This window comes from Bacillus sp. LR--39 (assembly GCF_053613335.1).
In genome coordinates, this window is the sequence record NZ_JBSIOT010000003.1 from 394,937 (window position 1) to 415,093 (window position 20,157).

A 20,157-nucleotide genomic window follows, 5' to 3' on the forward strand; every position below is an offset into this window, starting at 1 on the left:
TTGGGAGGGTACAATCATGACAGACCGGCTTAACATTCACAGATTGACCACAGAAACCAGAAATCCGCAGACCGCTTCAATCCATCAAGCAGACACGATGGAAATTCTCCGCATCATTAACCAAGAGGATTTCAAAGTGGCTGAAGCCGTTCAGCAGGTGCTGCCCGATATTCAGATTGCCGTTCAATTCGCCCATCAGTCCTTACGGCGAAACGGCAGGCTGATTTATGCGGGAGCGGGCACAAGCGGCAGACTCGGTGTACTGGATGCGGTTGAATGCCCGCCTACATACAGCGTAAGTCCCGACTCCGTCATCGGTCTGATGGCCGGAGGAGCAGACGCCTTTTTGCAAGCGGCTGAAGGTATAGAAGACAGCGAGGAAACCGGCGCTCTCGATCTCAAAACAATCGGGCTTACCGCAGAAGACACCGTGATCGCCATCGCGGCAAGCGGGCGCACGCCGTATGCGGCCGGTGCGCTGAAATACGCAAAAACAATCGGCGCCAAAACCGTCGCACTCACATGCAATAAGGACTCATTGATCAGCACTTATGCCGATCACAGCATTGAAGTCGTCGTCGGCCCCGAAGTGATTACAGGGTCAACACGAATGAAAGCGGCGACGGCACATAAAATGATTCTGAACATGATTTCCACGGCCGTGATGATCAAAAGCGGCAAAGTGTACGAAAATTTAATGGTGGACGTTCATGTCAGCAACGAAAAATTGAAAGAACGCGCAATCGGCATTATCCAAAGCATCACGGGCGTTCCGTACGACAAGGCAAAAGAAACGCTTGAGGCCGCAGGCAGCCATGTCAAAACGGCAATCGTCATGCTGAAGACGAATTCGGACGAAACACACGCGAAGGCACTGCTCAAAGAATCAGACGGCTTCATTGATAAAGCCATTGAACAGCACCTTTCAAAAGAAAAAGAACGCTGATCGTTCTTTGGTGAAACATAATGTGCTTTTACGAGCCCGCGCCGTTTTCATGATCGGCGCAGGCGCTTTTAGGACGCGTTTCAGGCACAGCTCCCCGGGAAAAATCGTACGGAAAAAGGAGGATCTCCATGAGCAAAGAGGCATTTTATCAGTCACTGGCCAAAGATATCCTGGACAATTGCGGCGGTTCATCGAATATTTCAGGCTTTACCCACTGTATGACACGCCTGAGGATTACGCCTTTAGATCAGGACAAAACGGATATTGAAGCGCTGAAACAGCTTGACGGGGTCATAGGCGTCGTCGAAGCCGAAACACTGCAGATCATCCTTGGCACGGGTGTCGTCAATCATGTCGCCGACGCTTTCGCAAAACTTATGTCATCCGGAAAAAACATTGATTTAAAAGAAGCCGCCTCACGAAAAAAAGCCGATCTCAACAGAAAAAACACCACACCCATCAAACTGTTTCTGAGAAAAATATCAAGCATCTTCATTCCCCTTATTCCCGCACTCATTGCATCAGGTTTAATTACCGGTATTACGAAAGTCGTCATTCAGGCCGGCTGGCTCCCGAAAGAATCCCAAATCGCACTTATTTTAACGGTTATCGGTTCAGGCTTATTCGCATACCTCGGCGTCCTTGTCGGCATCAATGCGGCGAAGGAATTCGGCGGGACTCCCGCGATGGGCGGCCTTGCGGGTATATTGATCCTTAACCCTGAAATCGCCAATATCAGTTTGTTCGGAGAGAATCTGCTCCCTGGCAGGGGAGGATTAATCGGCGTTCTTTTCGCTGCGGTTTTTATCGCTTATACCGAACGGTTTATCAGAAAGTACGTCCATCAATCCATCGACATTATCGTCACGCCTACATTGTCTTTACTTATCACCGGGCTGGTAACATATGTCGTTTTTATCCCTGCAGGCGGTTTTATTTCTGATCTGATTACATCTGGTTTATTGTCGCTGCTGAATGTCGGGGGAGTGCTCTCAGGGTTTGTGCTGGGAGCCGCCTTCCTGCCGCTTGTCGTCACCGGCCTGCATCAGGGCTTGACTCCCGTACATTTGGAATTAATCCGATCAATCGGAGATGACCCGCTTCTTCCGATTCTCGCGATGGGAGGCGCGGGTCAAGTAGGGGCGGCCTTCGCCATTTTTATGAAAACCAAAAAAGCCTCATTGAAAAGAGCGATCGGCGGCGGACTTCCATCCGGTCTGCTCGGAATCGGAGAGCCGCTCATCTTCGGCGTCACGCTCCCGCTCGGCCGGCCGTTTTTGACGGCGTGTTTAGGGGCGGGAATCGGCGGCGCCTTTCAAGCCCATTTTCAGGTGGCTACTTTTTCAATCGGTGTCTCCGGCCTTCCGCTCTCGTTTCTCGTACAGCCGGCTCAAATCGTTTTGTATATCATCGGTCTCTTCATCTCTTACGGGGCGGGCTTTGTCTTCACTTATGCGTTCGGATTTAAGGATGATATGGCTGCTGAATTTGAATAAACCGGGAGGGATCAGAATATGAAAACACTGACAGCCGCCATACTCACAATGGTCATCAGCCTCTCCTTCCTGCCGCAGCACAAAGCCGAAGCCCAATCCAAATTATACGACACAGCAAAGCTCAGAAAGGTTGATCAAATGATTGAAAAAGACATCGCAGCAGGATTCCCCGGAGCCGTCCTCGTCGTCGTAAAGGACGGACGGGTGATCAAAAAGAAAGCATACGGCTACAGCAAAAAATATGACGGGACTACCCTTTTATCCCGTCCGAAAAAAATGAAAACATCAACCATGTTTGATTTAGCTTCCAATACAAAAATGTACGCGGCCAATTTTGCACTACAGCGACTCGTCAGCCAGGGAAAGCTTGATGTGTATCAAAAAGTCTCGGCTTACCTTCCTGATTTCAAAGACGGAAAAAGCGATCCGATTCAAGAAAAAGACCGCATTCGCGTCATCGATGTGCTCCAGCATCAATCCGGTCTGCCGGCAAGCTTTTATTTCTATCAGCCGGACACCGCAGGCCCTTTGTATTCACAAGAACGTGAGAAAACGATCCGTTTTCTCACCCAAATCCCGCTTGAATACAAACCGGGAACAAAACACGTATACAGCGATATCGGTTACATGCTTCTCGGCTGCATCATTGAAAGCATAACCGGAAAAACCCTTGATGCCTATGCGGAACAAGAACTGTACAAACCGCTGAAACTGACGCACACACTGTTCAATCCGCTGCAAAAAGGCTTTAAAGAAAAAGCATTCGCAGCTACTGAACGTTTAGGCAACACACGTGACGGAGTCATCCATTTCCCTCACATCAGGACGTATACGCTGCAGGGGGAAGTTCACGATGAAAAAGCATTTTACTCCATGGGAGGGGTGTCCGGTCACGCCGGGCTGTTTTCCAGAGCTGATGACATAGCCGTCCTTCTTCAAGTCATGCTGAACGGAGGCAGTTATAAACACGTTTCTCTCTTCAATAAAAGAACGGCCGATTTGTTCACAACGGCGGCATCCTCTGATCCGACTTTCGCTCTCGGCTGGCGGAAAAACGGCAGCCCGGATATGGAGTGGATGTTCGGCCCTTATGCAAGCAGGCAGGCATATGGCCATACAGGATGGACCGGCACCATCACGATTATTGATCCCGCTTATAAGCTGGGGATCGCACTTTTGACCAATAAAAAGCATTCCCCCGTCGTCAGTCCCGGTGAAAACCCGAATGTTTTTGAAGGGGATCTTTTCCCCACCGGAAGCTACGGCAGCGTCATAAAAACGATTTATGAAGCCATTGAATGACAACCCATGTCTTTGGTCCAAACTATGACGGCAGGAGGGCACCATCATGAAACTTGTCATCTCAGCTGTATTACTGTTGTTCATTGTTTTCGGCACGCATCATGCATCGACAAAACCGGACATTCCGTCACAGGCGGAACAAGCGGTATCCCGTATGACATTAGATGAAAAATTAGGGCAGATGCTCATGCCTGATTTTCGAAATTGGCAAAAAAAGGGGCAGTCATCACCTGAGGCTCTTACCCAAATGAATGACGAAGTCGCAGGGCTTATTCAAAAGTACCGGTTCGGCGGCGTTATCTTATTTGCAGAAAATGTAAAAAACACTGAGCAAACGGTTCGCCTGACAAATGCCTTTCAAAAGGCGAGCCCTGACATTCCGCTATTATTAAGCATTGATCAGGAGGGCGGCATCGTAACCAGACTTGGTGAGGGCACTCATTTCCCAGGCAATATGGCGCTCGGAGCCGCGAGAAAAACAGCCTACGCGTCCCAGACCGGCGCCATTATCGGCAAAGAACTGAAAGCACTGGGCATTAATACGAATTTCGCTCCCGTTCTCGATATCAATAATAATCCCGGAAACCCTGTCATCGGCGTCAGGTCGTTCAGTTCAGACCGTGATCTGACAGCTTCACTCGGCCTTGCCTCAATGAAGGCTCAGCAAAAGCAGGATGTCGCTGCCGCCGTCAAACATTTCCCGGGACACGGTGACACGGATGTCGACAGCCACTACGGCCTTCCGCTTGTCACCCACAATCAAGAAAGACTGCGTCAGATTGAACTTTATCCGTTCCGGAAGGCCATTCAGGCCGGAGCTGATATGATCATGACAGCCCATGTGCAATTTCCCGCTTTTGACGATACAACCTATAAAAGCAAGCTGGACGGTTCAGACATTCTCGTACCCGCCACACTCTCGAAAAAAGTGATGACTCACCTTCTCCGTGAGGAAATGAGATTTAACGGCGTCATCGTTACGGATGCATTAAATATGAAAGCCATTGCCGATCATTTCGGCCAGGAAGAGGCGGTCGTCATGGCAATAAAAGCAGGAGTCGATATTGCCCTTATGCCGGCCCAAGTGACATCGCTGCAAACGGAAAACCGCTTTGCCCGGGTTCATTCCGCTTTAAAAAAGGCGGTACAAAAAGGGGAAATTCCGCTGCAGCAAATTAACAAATCAGCGGAACGCATCATTTCCCTGAAAATAAAACGAGGGATATATCCCGCACCGAAAGAGACAAATCTGAAAAAGAAGATTGCAAAAGCAAAGAAAACCGTCGGCAGCAAAAATCACCTGAAAGCTGAAAAACAAATCGCGGAAAGATCCGTCACCGTCATACAAAACAAAAACCGCACGCTCCCATTCAAACCGAAAAAGAACAGCTGCGTTCTCATTGCCGCTCCTTATGAAGATCAAACAGCGTCAATGGAACAAACCATTCGGCAGCTCATCAAGAAGAAAAAAATCCGGCCGGTAACCATCAGTAAAATGAACTTCGCCGAGCGCACATTTCATGATGAGCACAAAAAGCTGGTATCCGACGCGGATTACGTGATTACAGGCTCATATGTCGTGAAAAATGATCCTGTCGTAAACGACGGTGTCATTGACGATTCCGTCACAGATCCCGGCAAGTGGACGACTGCATTTCCGCGGGCCGTCATGAAAGCCGCACAATCGAACAAAAAACCCTTTGTGCTGATGAGCCTGCGTAATCCTTACGACGCCGCGAACTTTGAAGAAGCTGAAGCCCTTATCGCAGTCTACGGCTTTAAAGGATATACAGACGGACAATTTCTCCAGCCAAACATTCCGGCAGGCGTTGAAGCGATATTCGGACAGACAAAACCGCAAGGCAGGCTGCCCGCTGACATTCCTTCCGTCACTCATCCGGGAACGACACTCTATCCTTATGGTTTCGGTATCAATCTGAAGACCGGAAAACCGCTTTAAACAGGAGGACAGATCATGAAAACACAAACGGCTGCGCTTCTTGCCGGATTAGTCGTCATCAGTGCTATGACGGCAGTCTCGGCGGCTTCTGACAGAAACCTTCATACCGCCAAGAAACCAAGCATCCAAACAGGCATCGACCGCCTGCTGAAAGATTATAAACAGGAACTGAAGGGAAAAAGGGTCGGGCTGATCACCAACCCGACCGGTGTGAACAATTCATTGAAAAGCAGCGTTGACGTGCTGTATGAGGCACCAGACATCCATTTAACGGCATTATTCGGACCGGAGCACGGTGTCCGCGGCGATGCCCAGGCCGGAGACAAAGTCACATCCTATATAGACGAAAAAACAGGGCTTCCCGTCTACAGCCTGTACGGGGAAACGAGGAAACCGACGCCTGACATGCTGAAAGATACAGATGTGCTGATTTTCGATATTCAGGATGTCGGAACACGATACTACACCTACATTTATACAATGGCCTATGCCATGGAAGCGGCCAAAGAAAAAGGCATTCCTTTTTATGTCTTAGACCGGCCGAATCCGCAAGGCGGACGAAATCCGGACGGCCCGGTTCTTGAACCGGATTACGCTTCATTTGTCGGACTGTATCCGATCCCGCTGAAGCACGGCATGACGATCGGTGAGCTTGCTCTTTTATTCAATAAAGAGTTTCATATTGGCGCCGACCTCACCGTCGTAAAAATGAAGCGCTGGAAGCGGACGATGACGATTGAAGATACCGGTCTGCCGTTCGTCCTCCCTTCGCCTAATATCCCGACCCCGGACAGCATATTCGCATATTCGGCGACAGGACTAATCGAAGGCACAAACGTATCCGAAGGAAGGGGCACGACAAAGCCGTTTGAACTTATCGGCGCGCCTTATATGAAAAGCACCAAGCTCGAAGAACGCCTGAACAGTCTCAAGCTTCCGGGCGTCGCCTTCAGAGCCGCATCATTTATCCCCAGCTTCTCCAAGCACCAGGGCAAGCTGTGCCACGGCGTTCAAGTCTACGTAACAAACAGAAACACATTTGAAGCGGCAAAAACAGGGCTTTCCATTCTGAAAACCATGCATGACTTATATCCAAATGACTTTTCCTTCTTGCCGACAGGCTCTTTTGACAAGCTGATCGGTAACGGCTGGGTACGCAAAAAAATAGAAAAAGGCGCTTCCATTGAAGACATCACCAGCACATATCAACGCCGGCTGAACCAATTCAAAACTCTAAGAAAACAATACCTCATATACTGACAACATTCGTGTTACACGTGTAACATTTTGACGCATTTCACATTTCCGCTTTTTATAGGAAAACATTCATTTATTTGGTACAATTTAAATGATAACAGTTATCATTTAAATGAATGTTTCCTAAAAGGTGGTTTCTCATGAAAAACACATTATTCTTTCAGCCCATTGATATCATCTCCGTAAAAAAAACAGCCGACCTTCTGTCAGAGCATCAGCTCACTGATTCCCCCGTATTGATCTTTCATGTGAAAGGCGAGGGACAAATTGATATCGGAACAGACAGCTTTCCGCTGCAGAAGGAAACGCTCTACATCTGTCCTTGTGATGAGACATTCAATATTGCCCCTATATCGTCAGGCGGCATCCATTTGTATATCGTCAGACTCCGTGTTTTCTCCTATTCATCAGATGATGAAGCGATGCTTCCGGATAATGGGGAAGACATCTTCCACGGACTTCAGCAAATGAATTTACAAACGGTGGATCATTTGACAAGCCGGCTTCAGTCACTTTCTGAAAACGTGCGATCGGCGGATGCATTGCAGAAAATGAAATATACAGCCGACTTTCAGCAGCTGATGTACGACCTTTATGCCGCAAAAGTATGCCATCAAAATAATACGAAAGCGGCGATCGAACAGACAAAACAATTCATACATGCTCAGTCCGACACAAAAATCACGCTCACCCAGCTCGCTCATATGGCGGGAATCAGTCCCAAGCATTATAGTGAAACCTTTAAAAAACTATACGGGCAGAGCGTAACTGAATATATCACAGACATCCGCATAACCAATGCGAAAAAACTGATGGCCAAGGCAAACTGCAAACTGCGGGAAATCGCTCATCAAATCGGCTACCAGGACGAATTTTATTTCAGCCGCATCTTTAAAAAACATACCGGCAGCTCACCTACAAGCTATATGAAAAAAAGGCGCACAAAAATGGCCGCTTACGGAAAAGAAACGATGGGGCATCTGATTCCTCTGCATCACGTGCCTTACGCTGCAGCGCTGCACCCGAAATGGACGGCCTATTATTACAAACAATTCTCTTCTGATATTCCGGTTCACCTGAGTGCTTACCGCTATAATGCAAATTGGGAAGAGAACTTGCACACGCTTTCCCAAGCTGCCCCGGACATCATTTTCAGTCTTGATTCTGTCAGTGAAGAAGAAAAACAGCGCCTGAATGACATCACTGAAGTTTTTTACCTTCCGGCTCAAGAGAATTGGAGAGACCAGTTTCTTCGCACAGCCGCATATTTGAATGAAGAGCAGGAAGCGCGGCACTGGCTTAAAGCTTATCAAAGTCTCGCCCATTCAGCGAAAGATGCTCTTAAACACGTGCGGCATCAGCGGTTCTTATTTATCCGTGTATATAAAGAAAATATGTACATCGCCCATAACAACAGTATTGAGGATGTCTTCTTCGGTGATTTAGGCTTTGCCTCCGCAAAACCGGAAACTTTTGCTCCTGACGAAAAGATTTCCTTGGAAATGCTGGCGGATTGCCAGGCTGACTGCATCATGCTTTTCACTTGTAAAGAACCGGAAACGCTTCGTTATTTTCAGCGGATTCAGCAGACCGGGACATGGCAGAACCTTAGAGCCGTCAGCAATAAACGCGTGTTTCCCATATCATCTGACCCGTGGATTGAATATTCTCCAAGCGGACATCAGCGGATGATCGAGCAAAGCATTTCCATTTTATCCGAAGATCGTCCATGGTAATACCGGAAATTATCCATGGTCTTATCCCTGTTCCTTCTCTATAATTCCAATTGATAATAGTTATCAATTGAACAGGAGGAACAATAGATGAAGAAATTGGCATTCGCTTTCATGATTTTGCTTTTGGCTTTCACGGCCGCGGCTTGCGGAAGCTCAGAAACATCCGATACAGCAAGTAAAGGAAAGGACGCTTCTTCAGATAAAAAGAAAATCGAATATCTCGGAAAAACATATGAAGTCAAAGCGCCGACTGACAAAATCGCCATTACAGGCAGCGTAGAATCAATGGAAGACGCCAAATTGCTTGACGTTCATCCGGCAGGAGCAATTTCTTTCTCCGGCAAATTCCCGGAACTGTTTAAAGATATTACAGATAAATCCGTATCAACGGGAGAAAAAATGCAGCCGAATATGGAAAAAATTCTTGAGCTGCAGCCAGACGTCATTCTGGCATCAACCAAATTCCCGGAAAAAACGTTGAAAAAATTGAGCGGCACCGCTGAAACGATCCCTGTCTCTCATATCTCATCAAACTGGAAAGAAAACATGATGCTGCTCGCCCAGCTTACAGATAAAGAGAAAAAAGCGAAAAAAATCATCGCAGATTACGAACAGGATCTGAAAAAGACAAAAACAAAGATCAACAGCAAAGCGAAACAGTCAAACGCGCTGGTCATCAGAATCAGACAAGGCAATATTTATATTTATCCTGAACAAGTATATTTCAACTCCACGCTTTACGGTGATTTAGGCCTGAAGGCGCCGGACGAAGTCAAAGCGGCGAAAGCGCAGGAACTGATTTCTCTTGAAAAATTAAGCGAAATGAACCCTGACCACATCTTTGTACAATTCTCTGATGACGAAAACGCAGATAAGCCGGACGCTTTGAAAGACTTAGAGAAAAATCCGATCTGGAAGAGCCTGAAGGCAGTCAAAAAAGACCATGTATACGTCAATACGATTGATCCATTAGCCCAAGGCGGAACCGCATGGAGTAAAATCCGCTTCTTACAGGTTGCGGCTGACAAATTGACTCAAGACTAATAAAGAGTAGGTTTTTCACATGTATGCAAAACGGCGGACACACATTATTATCATTGCTTCACCGATTGCCATTGTTCTGTCACTGCTGCTTTCCGTTTTATACGGCGCAAAGCAGCTTGACTTCCATACCGTGTTCTCCGCATTGCTGCACTTTAATCCGGAGAATACCGACCATCAGATCATATGGCATTCAAGAATCCCGAGGGCTGCCGGCGCTATGTTTATCGGCGCCGCCCTTGCTGTTTCCGGAGCGCTCATGCAGGGAATCACACGGAACTATCTGGCCTCGCCTTCGATCATGGGTGTGTCGGACGGCTCCGCTTTTATCATCACCCTTTGCATGGTATTGCTCCCTCAATCGACATCCATTGAAATGATCATATACTCGTTTATCGGTTCCGCATTCGGCGCCGCTCTTGTTTTCGGGCTGGCCTCCATTCTTCCCGGCGGTTTTACCCCGGTGCAGCTTGCCATTATCGGAACGGTGACCAGTATGCTTCTCAGCAGTCTGTCGGCTGCGCTTTCGATTTATTTTCAAATTTCGCAGGATCTCAGTTTTTGGTACAGTGCGAGACTGCATCAAATGAACCCTGATTTTTTGAAACTGGCCGTCCCGTTTTTTGCAATCGGAATCATCACGGCCATGATTCTCAGCAAAAAGGTCACTGCCGTATCATTAGGAGACGACATTTCAAAAAGTCTGGGACAGCAGAAAAGAACCATCAAACTCATGGCGATGGCGGCCGTTGTCATATTGACAGGAAGCTCGGTGGCACTCGCCGGAAAAATTGCCTTTGTCGGTTTGGTCGTTCCGCACATCACACGTTTTCTCGTCGGATCGGACTACAGCAGGCTGATCCCATGCGCGTGCATCATCGGCGGCGTCTTCCTGACCCTTTGCGATCTTGCCAGCCGATTCATCAATTATCCGTTTGAGACGCCTATTGAAGTTGTCACTTCTATCATCGGTGTTCCTTTCTTTCTTTATTTGATTAAAAGAAAAGGAGGGGATCAGCGTGGTGCGTAAAATGGCCGGAATTTATATCATTCTGATTGCTCTCATATTGCTCGTAAGCTATTTCAGCATGACAAGCGGTTCTTTTTCCGCAAAGCCGGGTGAACTGCTCAGTACGCTTTTCCGCATCCATCCGAATCCGCAATATGACATTTTGCTGTTTCAGCTGAGGCTGCCGCGCATTGTCATGGCTGCTGCCATCGGACTCGGGTTGGGGATAGCCGGAGCCGTTATTCAGGCCATTACCAAAAACGGTCTTGCCGATCCCGGTATTTTGGGCATTAATGCAGGAGCCGGAGCCGGAATCGTCACGTTTATGCTTCTGTTTCAGGGACAATCTGAAGCGACGGCACTTGCCTCTGCGATGGGTATGCCTGTCTTCGGCCTCATCGGAGGATTGATGGCGGCCGTGCTGATCTATATTTTCGCCTGGCACCGGGGGCATCTTGAATCGGGCAGAATTATTCTCGTCGGGATCGCCATGAATTCCGGATTCAGCGCGCTGTCTTTATTTCTTTCATTAAAAATGGACCCGCAGGATTATGAGATGGCGATGGTTTGGAAAAACGGCAGCATCTGGTCGGCAAACTGGATGACCATTACGGCGATCCTTCCGTGGCTGATCTTGTTCATTCCTCTTCTTATGGCGAAAACGTCATTGCTGGATACCATTCGTTTCGATGAGGACACGGTGAAAAGCCTCGGTGTTTCAACCAATAAAGAAAAAACAATTTTACTCATTGCCTGCATCGCTTTGATCAGCGCATGTGTAACCGCAGCGGGCAGCATGGCATTTGTCGGACTGATCGCGCCCCATATTTCCCGCAGGCTCGCCGGGATTGAGCACAGATACTCATTACCGGTCAGCGGATTGGTCGGTATGCTCCTCGTCATATCCGCCGACTTTGCGGGCAAATTGTTCTTTCAGCCTTCAGAAGTGCCGGCGGGAATTATTCTTGCGATTCTCGGCGTTCCTTATTTCTTTTTTCTTCTGTTTAAGCAAAAGAAGGGGCTGGATGCATGAGAGGCATCCTTACAGAACACCGGATAAACGGAAAGGAATGCACTGTGTATCTTCCTCCCTCCTGTTCGGTTCAAACAGGGGCTTTACCCTGTGTATACGTACTGGACGGGGGTTCTTTGTTTTTAGAACAGATGGATAAGCTTGAATCCCAATTTGCGAACGGAACACTTCCCGAATTGATTTTCATCGGCATCAAACCGGCTGACAGGCTCGATGAGTACACGCCGTGGCCCGCGCCTTCCCTGAGCACTGCGTTTCATGATTTCGGCGGCAAAGGGAGGCTCTTTCTCGAGGAGCTGACAAATGTCATCATCCCCACTGTTGAAGATATGCATCACATTTCTGCACATCCGGAAACGAGAGGCCTGATCGGCGCGTCATTAGGCGGACTGTTTTCGGTGTACGCGATGTTACAGAAGCCTGAAATATTCGGCAGAATCGGCTGTATTTCCGGTTCCTTCTGGTATGAAAAATCAGCAGAGTATGTCCGCTCCGCATCTTTGCGTCCGGCACGGCAGCGTATCTATATGTCTGTCGGCAGCCGCGAAGCTGAGCATAAAAACAACATCCAAAACACCATGATCCGACAAAATAAAGACGTGCATGAAAGCCTGAGGCAAAAAGGCTTTTCTCAATCTCAGCTCTCTTTCACTGTTGAAAAAGGCACCGTGCACCATCAAGAAGCATTCAAACGACAATTCAATGCAGCACTAAGCTGGCTGTACGGAAAAAACCGCTCACGTAGCTGAGCGGTTTTTTTCATACTTCATCACGACCGGCTTAAGTTCAAAGCGTTTCAGTAAATAGCCGAACAAAGCGGCAAGAATTTGCTGAAAGAGCATCCCGATGACGACCGGAACCGCCACTTGAGACGGAAAGAAAGACACGGCGAGAACGGCTCCGGCGCTGATATTGCGCATGCCCCCCGTATAAATCAGAGACACGATTTCATCCTGGCTCCGCTTCATCAGTCTTCCGATCAGCCATGCCACGGCATAACCCGTCATGGCAATAAAAAATACCATGCCTGCGATGCCCGCAAATTTGATATCCACGTGCGTGACATACGGCGCGATTTCCGAACTGTTAATGGCAATGACAATCATCAGACAGATTTTTGAAAAAGGAGACAGCGACCGGCTTATCGCCTGAGTCCTTACCGGCGGGGAAAACTGGTTGACTATCATCCCTGCGATGGATGGAATCACCACCATCTCCGCCAGCCCTTTCATCATTCCCCACACATCCATCTGAACATTCGCCCCGGCCAGGACAGACAGGCTTAACGGTACGATAAAAGGAGAAAGGACGGTATCAACCAGGATAATAGACAGCGTCAATCCGACATTTCCCTTATACATCGCAGCCCAAATCAAACTCGTAATTCCGGTTGGAATCACCACACCCATAATCAGCCCCGTCACAGTTAAAGGGTCACCGCTGAAAATCAGATGGCCGCTTCCCCATGCAAAAACAGGCATGAAAATATGCAGAACAAACAATGCCATGATCATCGGGAGCGGCTTCTCGATACTGCGCTTCAGCGATTGAAAATTGGCACTCAGACTGCCCGTAAATGTAATAAATGCAAATATCCACGGCACAGCGCCGGCCATCCAGCTGATATGCTGAGATAACAGCACACCCGCCGCCACACTTGACGGAGTCAAAAGCGGCATGATTCTCCCCAACACTTGGTTCAACTTCTGAAGCCACATCATATGCAAGTCTCCTATATACGGTTTTCAAGTCTCATTCATTATAACAATGCACCCCGGCAAATTTAACCGAAAAAAAGCCCGGATATATTCATCCGGACTTCACAAATTCTATGCCATTTGTTTCATTAAATCTCGGCTTTTCTGATTTAATCCCTTTAATTCAGCCTCAATTCCGTATTCTTTACATTTGGCGACAATTTTCTCAAGAGCCGCCGCTCCCGAATCATCCCACACGTGGGCATCGGTCAAATCAATGACAATCCGCTTCACGCCTTCATCATAAACGATGGCATTCATCAGTTCAGACACGGAAGCAAAAAAGATCTGTCCCGTTACCTTATATGTTCTGACATCTTTCTGTTCGGAATGTGACACAATCTTCAGCTTAGAAATTTTCGCCGTAAAAAAGATCGCGCTTAGCAGCACACCCGCGAAGACACCCTTTGATAAGTCATTTGTCAGGACGACCGTCACGACGGTAATAACCATAACGATCGAATCAGTAAGGGGCGCTTTCCGCAAACCTTTAATCGATGACCAGTCGAACGTGCCGATGGACACCATAACCATCACGGCCACCAGCGCAGCCATCGGAATTTTCACGACGATACCGCTTAATACGGCAATTAAAAACATTAAAAACGCGCCGGCCGTAAATGCCGATAACCGGCCGCGTCCGCCGGCTTTCGTATTGATGACAGACTGACCGATCATGGCGCATCCGGCCATGCCTCCGAAAAATCCGTTCACAATATTGGCGATGCCTTGTCCGCGGCTTTCTTTGTTCTTATCACTATCCGTATCGGTCATTTCATCAATGATCTGGGCCGTCAGCAATGACTCGAGCAATCCGACGAATGCAAGGGCCAGAGAATACGGGAAAATAATCCGCAATGTCTCAAACGTCCACGGAACATCCGGTATCAAGAAATGCGGAAGTGAACTTGTAATCCCGCCCATATCACCGACCGTGCGGACATCCGCATGGCAGACCACCGCTATGATCGTCATGACAATAATCGCCACCAGCGGAGACGGCACAGCCGTCGTAACCTTCGGCAATAGATATATGATAGCCAGTGATCCGGCAAGCACGGCGTACATGACCCATGAAGCTCCTTTGAACTGCGGCAGCTGCGCAGAAAAAATCAAGATCGCCAAAGCATTCACAAATCCGATCATGACCGAACGCGGAATAAATTTCATCAATTTCGCTATCTTACTGACACCAAGAATAAATTGAATAATACCTGTCAAAATGGTTGCCGCAAACAAATACTGCAGCCCGTAATCAGCCACCAATGTCACCATGACAACCGCCATTGAACCCGTAGCGGCTGAAATCATTCCCGGTCTGCCGCCGAAGATAGAAATAATAATCGCGATACAAAATGATGCATAAAGGCCGACCATCGGATCGACACCTGCAATAATTGAAAATCCGATCGCCTCAGGGATCAGAGCGAGAGCAACCAGAATACCGGCCAGAATGTCTTTACGGACATTTCCGAACCATTGCTGCTGTAATGTATAATCTTTCAAATGATAACGACTCCTTTTCACTATAAAAATCCGCACCCTATCAGTTGGAAACATTGATTTTCATCTGTGGAATATGAGGCAAGCTTACGGGGAAAAAGAGGACACGCTCAGAGTATAATGTCGTTGAGGAAAGGAATTGTTAACAAAGAGTATCATATTAAACTTTAAAGAAATGTGCAAGACCGTATAAATAAGAAAAGAAAACGACTCTCACTGGAGCCGTTTCCGCTTTTATAAAAGTTCCGGATCAGACACAAGAATTGTTTTTATTGCGCTGATATCCTTTCTTTCTTTTGTCACCGGGTCGATGCCCATGAGATGATCAATGGCTTCTTCATAATTCTTCAGTTCCGTCTTTTCCGTAATAAGATCATAGAGCTGCGGAAGGTCGGACGCGCATGCTAACGCGGCTTCCATGATCTGGCGGGCTTCACCTGTGCCCACAATCGTCACGCCGTTTGACAGCAGCTGGTATGGCCTGACCGTCATCTCATACGTATCATCAAAGCCCATCGGCACCATTCTGCCTCCCTTTTCAATGAAAGGATAAGCCCAATCAAGCTGGTTGCCGATGGCGTCAAAAATCACATCAAATTTTCTTCCTTGATTAATCCGTTTCACTTCATCCACGGTTAATGCTTCAGGGTGGTAGACATAATCCGATATCCGGCTCGCCGCCTCGCTTCGGAAACTGCCTATTTCAGTCGCAACCGTCAATCGCGCCAGTTTTTTCACCATCATTTGCACAAGCAGTCCGATCGTTCCGGAGCCCAAAACCAAGACCGAGTCCTGCGGCTGAATCGAAGCCTTGTCCACAACATTCAGCACACAGGAGAGAGGCTCAACCAATGTGGCCCGCTCCCATTCCATTGAATCCGGAATTCTGTACATGAACCTGTCTTCCCCCACGTAATATTCCGCAAACGTTCCGTGCGCTCCGATTCCGAGCTGCCAATCCTCGAAGGTTTCGCAATAACACGTCAGCCCTCTCCGGCAATAATGACATTTCCCACAAAACTGCGTAGGATCTATCACGACGCGGTCTCCGACTTTTACATTTGTCACGTCCGGTCCGATTTCCACGACCGCTCCCACCGATTCATGCCCCATAATCATATGATGGGTTGCATTCATTTTTCCTTTCAGCACATTTAAGTCCGTTCCGCAGATACCAGTGCCGAAAATTTTCACTTTCACATCATTGGATTTCCGAATTTGAGGCTCGTCCACCTCTTGATATTCAAGCTTATCATTAGGAGTCCAGACCAACGCCTTCATATTTCTCTTCCTTTCTGCCCCAGCGGATTTGGTCTAACAATGTTTGATGAAGCTCTTTCGTTGATGCCGCAATACATGATTGCTGATTCTGATAACTTAAATCTGTCAGAAGTGTTTCGTCCAAAGACCGGCCGTATGCATCCGTAATGATCACTCCCGCCTTCTTCGCCAAAAAAACGCTTGCGGCAATATCATAAGGAAACAAATGCAGCACCTGCCCGTTCCCGACCTGCTGAAAATCTGAAAGCAGCTTCGGATCATCTTTCAGCAGACGATTGCCGATATCCACATACCCATCCATCTGCCCCGTAATAATTCGTGAAATCGAATAAGAAGCGCTGTTGAAAACAAAAACCCCGCCATTATTGGCCGACTGGTCAATCAGATGGCCGTATGCGTCCGTCATCAGCTGCGCCGGATGCCCGTTAAATTCAAGGCTCCAAAACATATTTTTAATATCCCGCACTCCGCTCAAATTCGGCAATTCTCCATGATACCCTTCAAAATGAATGGCATCGCTGTATATATCACCGTACATAAAAGCGCCTGATTTCAATTCAAGTAAAAAAGCAAATTCGATATCCTTAATCTTTGCGTTTGGCTTATACGAAGCAAGCGCAATCGAAATACACGACATTTCAAGTCCCGCGGCGGCCGGGCGCGTTCCGTCTATCGGATCTACAATTAAAATATATTGCGGATCTTCTCCAATCAGCTTCAGGCCGCCATCCTCCGTGTAAAAAGCAACCGGATGGCCCTTTTCTTGAATATAATCCAGCACCGCCTCCTCAGCAGCGGCGTCTATGTTAAATTGGGCGTCGCCTCCCGGGGAATAGCCGTTTACGAGCCGGTTTTTCAGTGTGCCTTTTTGATTTTTCACCTTTTGATAAACAAATTGTCCAAGCCCAATGATATAGTCTCTCACTTGATTTCCTCCAATAGCTTACGAAGTCTGTAGCAGAGCACTTCGGCTTCACTAAGTGTTATGGTTAAAGGCGGACGGATCTTAAATACATTTCCGAATCCGTAACGGGATGTCCGGAGAATCAGCCCGTAATCCATTGCCCGTTTAGCAATATAATTGGTCAGCTCCACATCCGGTTCATTGTTCTCTTTAACAATCTCCACACCGATCATAAGACCGACGCCTCTTACCTCAGAAATAAAAGCGAAATCCTCTTTCATCGTTTCTAAGCGATCCATAATATAATGACCGACCGTCGTTACATTTTCCAAAAATCCCGGGCGCTGCATGATATCTATGGTTTTACACGCGGCAGCGGCGGCCATCACATTTGAGCCGTACGTGAAGGAGTGCGTATACCCCGGAAGCCCGGTATACTTGTCCTCCGTCAGAGTGGCGGCGACTTGGAAGCCTGTGCCCCCGAGCCCTTTTGCTACCGTCATCATATTAGGTTTCACATCGAAGTGGTCCGCGGCAAACATTTTGCCCGTCCGTCCGAATCCGGTCTGAATTTCATCAAAAATCAGAGCGATATCATGTTCATCACAAAGCTTTCTCAAATGTTTAAAATACTCTTTAGGCGGAACGACATTTCCACCGTTTCCGGATATCGGTTCAATAATCATGGCGGCAATTTTTCCATTGCTCGCATACTCAATAAAATCATTAATTCTTTCTACGCACAGCATACCGCATAAATCAGGTTTCTGATTATAGAAACAGCGGCTGCAATAGGGATCGGGGACTTGCAGGCCAAAAGAAATTTGTGGCGGGAAAGGTTCTTTTCTGAATGAGTTGCCGGACAAAGCGGAAGTCATATACGTTTGTCCAAGGTGGCTTCGAAATAAGGAGATGACATCGGTTTTTCCGGAGTAATACTGAGCCATTTTAATAGCTCCTTCATTTGCAGCGGAACCGCTGCTGACTTTAGGGTGTACTTTTGTGAGATTATCGGGGGCGATTTCTACTAGTTTTTCTGCCAGTTTATTTACGGCGTCTGTTTGAAAAGATGATGTTACATGGATCAGCTTATCGGCTTGTTCTTTAACCGTATCAATGACCTCTTTGTTACCGTATCCTAAATTCAAGTTAAACGTGGCAGAGGCGCAATCAATGTACTCATTTCCCTCTTGATCGTACAGGTAAATCCCTTCTCCGCGCTCCATTACTACATCGTCAACACTGTAATACAAGCTGTCTGGATTCGTGATTTCCTTCGTTCCCACAAATACCACCCCTATGAAATTATTAGAATTTCGCTTTTTATCGTATAAATTATTGAAAATAATGTCAACGATCTTTCTTGTAAAAAATGTTAACAATTTGTTAACGTTACCATAAGGGATGTACGAGCAAAAGTTATGTGATATAGTAACAATAATTGGATTTTTTGTAAAAACATCATGTCATACGAGTAGAGAGAAATATGATTTTACTAATAAGGAGATAAAATGATGAAAACTCGTCTGCTGTGGATAAGCTGTTTTTCTTATGGATCGATTGCTTTTACACTTGTTATTCTGGGAGCCGTACTGCCTGAGTTACTCACACATTATTCACAAAGCTACAGTAATGGCGGAGTATTGGTATTCTCTCAGTTCATGGGCTTTCTCATTGGTGTCATCGGAATGCCTTACATGGTGAAAAAGCTTGGGCGCAAAAACGTCGTTATCTTTGGCCTGGCACTCATCAGCTGTGAAATGTTCATCACCTTCCTGCCGCCCTGGCCGCTGCTATTTCTTCTCGTCAGCATCGCGGGGCTTGGCGCCGGATTGGTGGAATCCTGTGTAGGCACGATCATCCTCACCGCTATTAAAGAAAGACAGGCTGTGGCCATGAGCAAGATGGAAGTGGCCTACGGATTAGGTGCGCTTTTCATGCCTCTGCTCTCAGGCTTTCTTATCAACAACCACATGTGGACAATTGCTTTTTTAGTATTAGGGTTATCCAGTTTTGCACTATTAATTGCATGGAAGCAGATGAGTTTCGGCAGTATTGATCAGCTTCTCATCCGCAAAGAGGTCCCTTCCGATGACACTCAAAAAGAAAGCACCGGTTATCGGTCACACGGATTGCTGTTTATTGCCTTGGCGGGTGCTTACTTCTTCTTTTACGGCGGCAGTGAAGTTTCCATTGTACATTTTATCCCCTCCATCTTCGCTGAGAAATGGGATATCCCCAACTCTTTGGCAACGATAACAGTTACAGTGTATTGGACGGGCATGATCATCGGAAGGTTATTAACAGGCCCGGTATCAGAAAAGCTGACATATCACCGTTATCTCCGTCTCATAAGCATTGGCGGTCTGGCTGCACTTACCGTATTAGCATTAAGCAAAAACGTATGGTTCGGTTTTGCCCTTTGCTTCTTTTTAGGGCTGTTCATGGCAGGCATGTTTGCAATAGCCCTAATCATCACGAATCATTTTTATCCCGGAAAGACAGAAACGACTACCAGTATTCTGCTCGCTTCAAACGGATTAGGAGGTTCACTCCTTCCGATCGCCGTCGGCTGGAGCTTAGATGAATATCCCGCACAAACTGCGTTCTGGCTGTTTACTGCACTGATGCTCCTTATGCTGCTGATTGTATTCAGTTTAAGAATGCTCGAGACAATAAAATCAAACAATCTTCAACATCACAACAGCAAAGCAAAATCAATGTAAACAAAAAAGCTAATGCCTTTCAAAGGCATTAGCTTTATATATCTATGTGATCTTTTATATAAAAAACCCAGTTCATCATGAACTGGGTTAAGATAGCTTGGCGGCGTCCTACTCTCACAGGGGGAAACCCCCGACTACCATCGGCGCTGAAGAGCTTAACTTCCGTGTTCGGCATGGGAACGGGTGTGACCTCTTCGCTATCGCCA

General features: G+C 47.2%; 16 protein-coding genes and 1 rRNA gene. 11 read left to right on the plus strand and 6 right to left on the minus strand.

All coding sequences use genetic code 11. From position 1 onward, the window contains the following. The first annotated feature begins 16 nt into the window (after window positions 1-16). The 10 genes from murQ (at window position 17) to ACWHAR_RS16930 (ending at window position 12,529) form a co-directional block, all read left to right on the plus strand. Window positions 17-946: an N-acetylmuramic acid 6-phosphate etherase gene (gene murQ, locus ACWHAR_RS16885; protein ID WP_032872642.1), complete on the plus strand. Its 930-nt coding sequence runs from the start codon at window positions 17-19 to the stop codon at window positions 944-946. Between the two features lie 128 nt (window positions 947-1,074). Then, the gene (locus ACWHAR_RS16890) at window positions 1,075-2,442 is read left to right on the plus strand and encodes a PTS transporter subunit EIIC (protein ID WP_032872641.1); all 1,368 of its coding nucleotides are present in this window, start codon (window positions 1,075-1,077) and stop codon (window positions 2,440-2,442) included. Between the two features lie 18 nt (window positions 2,443-2,460). Beyond that, a complete protein-coding gene (gene pbp4b, locus ACWHAR_RS16895) occupies window positions 2,461-3,744 on the plus strand; it encodes a penicillin binding protein PBP4B (RefSeq protein WP_032872639.1) in 1,284 nt (427 codons plus the stop codon). Window positions 3,745-3,790: 46 nt separating this feature from the next. After that, complete coding sequence (locus tag ACWHAR_RS16900) at window positions 3,791-5,704, plus strand: glycoside hydrolase family 3 protein (protein WP_032872637.1); 1,914 nt, start codon at window positions 3,791-3,793, stop codon at window positions 5,702-5,704. 15 nt (window positions 5,705-5,719) lie between these two features. After that, on the plus strand, window positions 5,720-6,964 hold the full coding sequence (locus tag ACWHAR_RS16905) for an exo-beta-N-acetylmuramidase NamZ family protein (protein ID WP_032872634.1): 1,245 nt from the start codon (window positions 5,720-5,722) through the stop codon (window positions 6,962-6,964). A gap of 137 nt (window positions 6,965-7,101) precedes the next feature. Then, on the plus strand, window positions 7,102-8,697 hold the full coding sequence (gene btr, locus ACWHAR_RS16910) for a bacillibactin transport transcriptional regulator Btr (protein WP_032872632.1): 1,596 nt from the start codon (window positions 7,102-7,104) through the stop codon (window positions 8,695-8,697). A gap of 87 nt (window positions 8,698-8,784) precedes the next feature. Further along, window positions 8,785-9,741 (plus strand): ABC transporter substrate-binding protein, encoded by a 957-nt coding sequence (locus tag ACWHAR_RS16915; RefSeq protein ID WP_032872630.1) that lies wholly within the window; start codon window positions 8,785-8,787, stop codon window positions 9,739-9,741. Window positions 9,742-9,760: 19 nt separating this feature from the next. Next, a complete protein-coding gene (locus ACWHAR_RS16920; RefSeq protein WP_007609051.1) occupies window positions 9,761-10,768 on the plus strand; it encodes a FecCD family ABC transporter permease in 1,008 nt (335 codons plus the stop codon). Window position 10,769: 1 nt separating this feature from the next. Further along, entirely contained in the window at window positions 10,770-11,780 is a 1,011-nt protein-coding gene (feuC, locus tag ACWHAR_RS16925) for an iron ABC transporter permease FeuC (protein ID WP_032872817.1), read from the plus strand. Next, complete coding sequence (locus tag ACWHAR_RS16930) at window positions 11,777-12,529, plus strand: alpha/beta hydrolase (RefSeq protein WP_032872628.1); 753 nt, start codon at window positions 11,777-11,779, stop codon at window positions 12,527-12,529. Before feuC ends, ACWHAR_RS16930 begins: the two co-directional genes overlap by 4 nt. Here ACWHAR_RS16930 and ACWHAR_RS16935 read toward each other — a convergent pair. From ACWHAR_RS16935 to ACWHAR_RS16955, 5 genes are all read right to left on the minus strand, one after another. Next, complete coding sequence (locus ACWHAR_RS16935) at window positions 12,518-13,459, minus strand: bile acid:sodium symporter family protein (RefSeq protein ID WP_087920786.1); 942 nt, start codon at window positions 13,457-13,459, stop codon at window positions 12,518-12,520. The two genes, ACWHAR_RS16930 and ACWHAR_RS16935, sit on opposite strands and share 12 nt — an antisense overlap. Window positions 13,460-13,609: 150 nt before the next feature. Continuing rightward, window positions 13,610-15,043 (minus strand): SulP family inorganic anion transporter, encoded by a 1,434-nt coding sequence (locus ACWHAR_RS16940; protein WP_032872626.1) that lies wholly within the window; start codon window positions 15,041-15,043, stop codon window positions 13,610-13,612. Window positions 15,044-15,274: 231 nt separating this feature from the next. Continuing rightward, window positions 15,275-16,321, minus strand: coding sequence for a zinc-dependent alcohol dehydrogenase (locus tag ACWHAR_RS16945; protein ID WP_032872624.1), 1,047 nt, complete (start codon window positions 16,319-16,321; stop codon window positions 15,275-15,277). Further along, window positions 16,296-17,246: an inositol monophosphatase family protein gene (locus ACWHAR_RS16950; protein ID WP_032872622.1), complete on the minus strand. Its 951-nt coding sequence runs from the start codon at window positions 17,244-17,246 to the stop codon at window positions 16,296-16,298. Before ACWHAR_RS16950 ends, ACWHAR_RS16945 begins: the two co-directional genes overlap by 26 nt. After that, window positions 17,243-18,511 (minus strand): aspartate aminotransferase family protein, encoded by a 1,269-nt coding sequence (locus ACWHAR_RS16955; protein WP_032872620.1) that lies wholly within the window; start codon window positions 18,509-18,511, stop codon window positions 17,243-17,245. The genes ACWHAR_RS16950 and ACWHAR_RS16955 overlap by 4 nt, the downstream gene beginning before the upstream one ends. Window positions 18,512-18,739: 228 nt before the next feature. Here ACWHAR_RS16955 and ACWHAR_RS16960 point away from each other — a divergent pair, with 228 nt between their 5' ends. Next, a complete protein-coding gene (locus ACWHAR_RS16960; RefSeq protein ID WP_171006735.1) occupies window positions 18,740-19,951 on the plus strand; it encodes an MFS transporter in 1,212 nt (403 codons plus the stop codon). Between the two features lie 95 nt (window positions 19,952-20,046). Here the strand turns inward: ACWHAR_RS16960 and rrf are convergent. Then, window positions 20,047-20,157: ribosomal RNA gene (gene rrf / locus ACWHAR_RS16965) — 5S ribosomal RNA — on the minus strand; the annotation flags it as partial.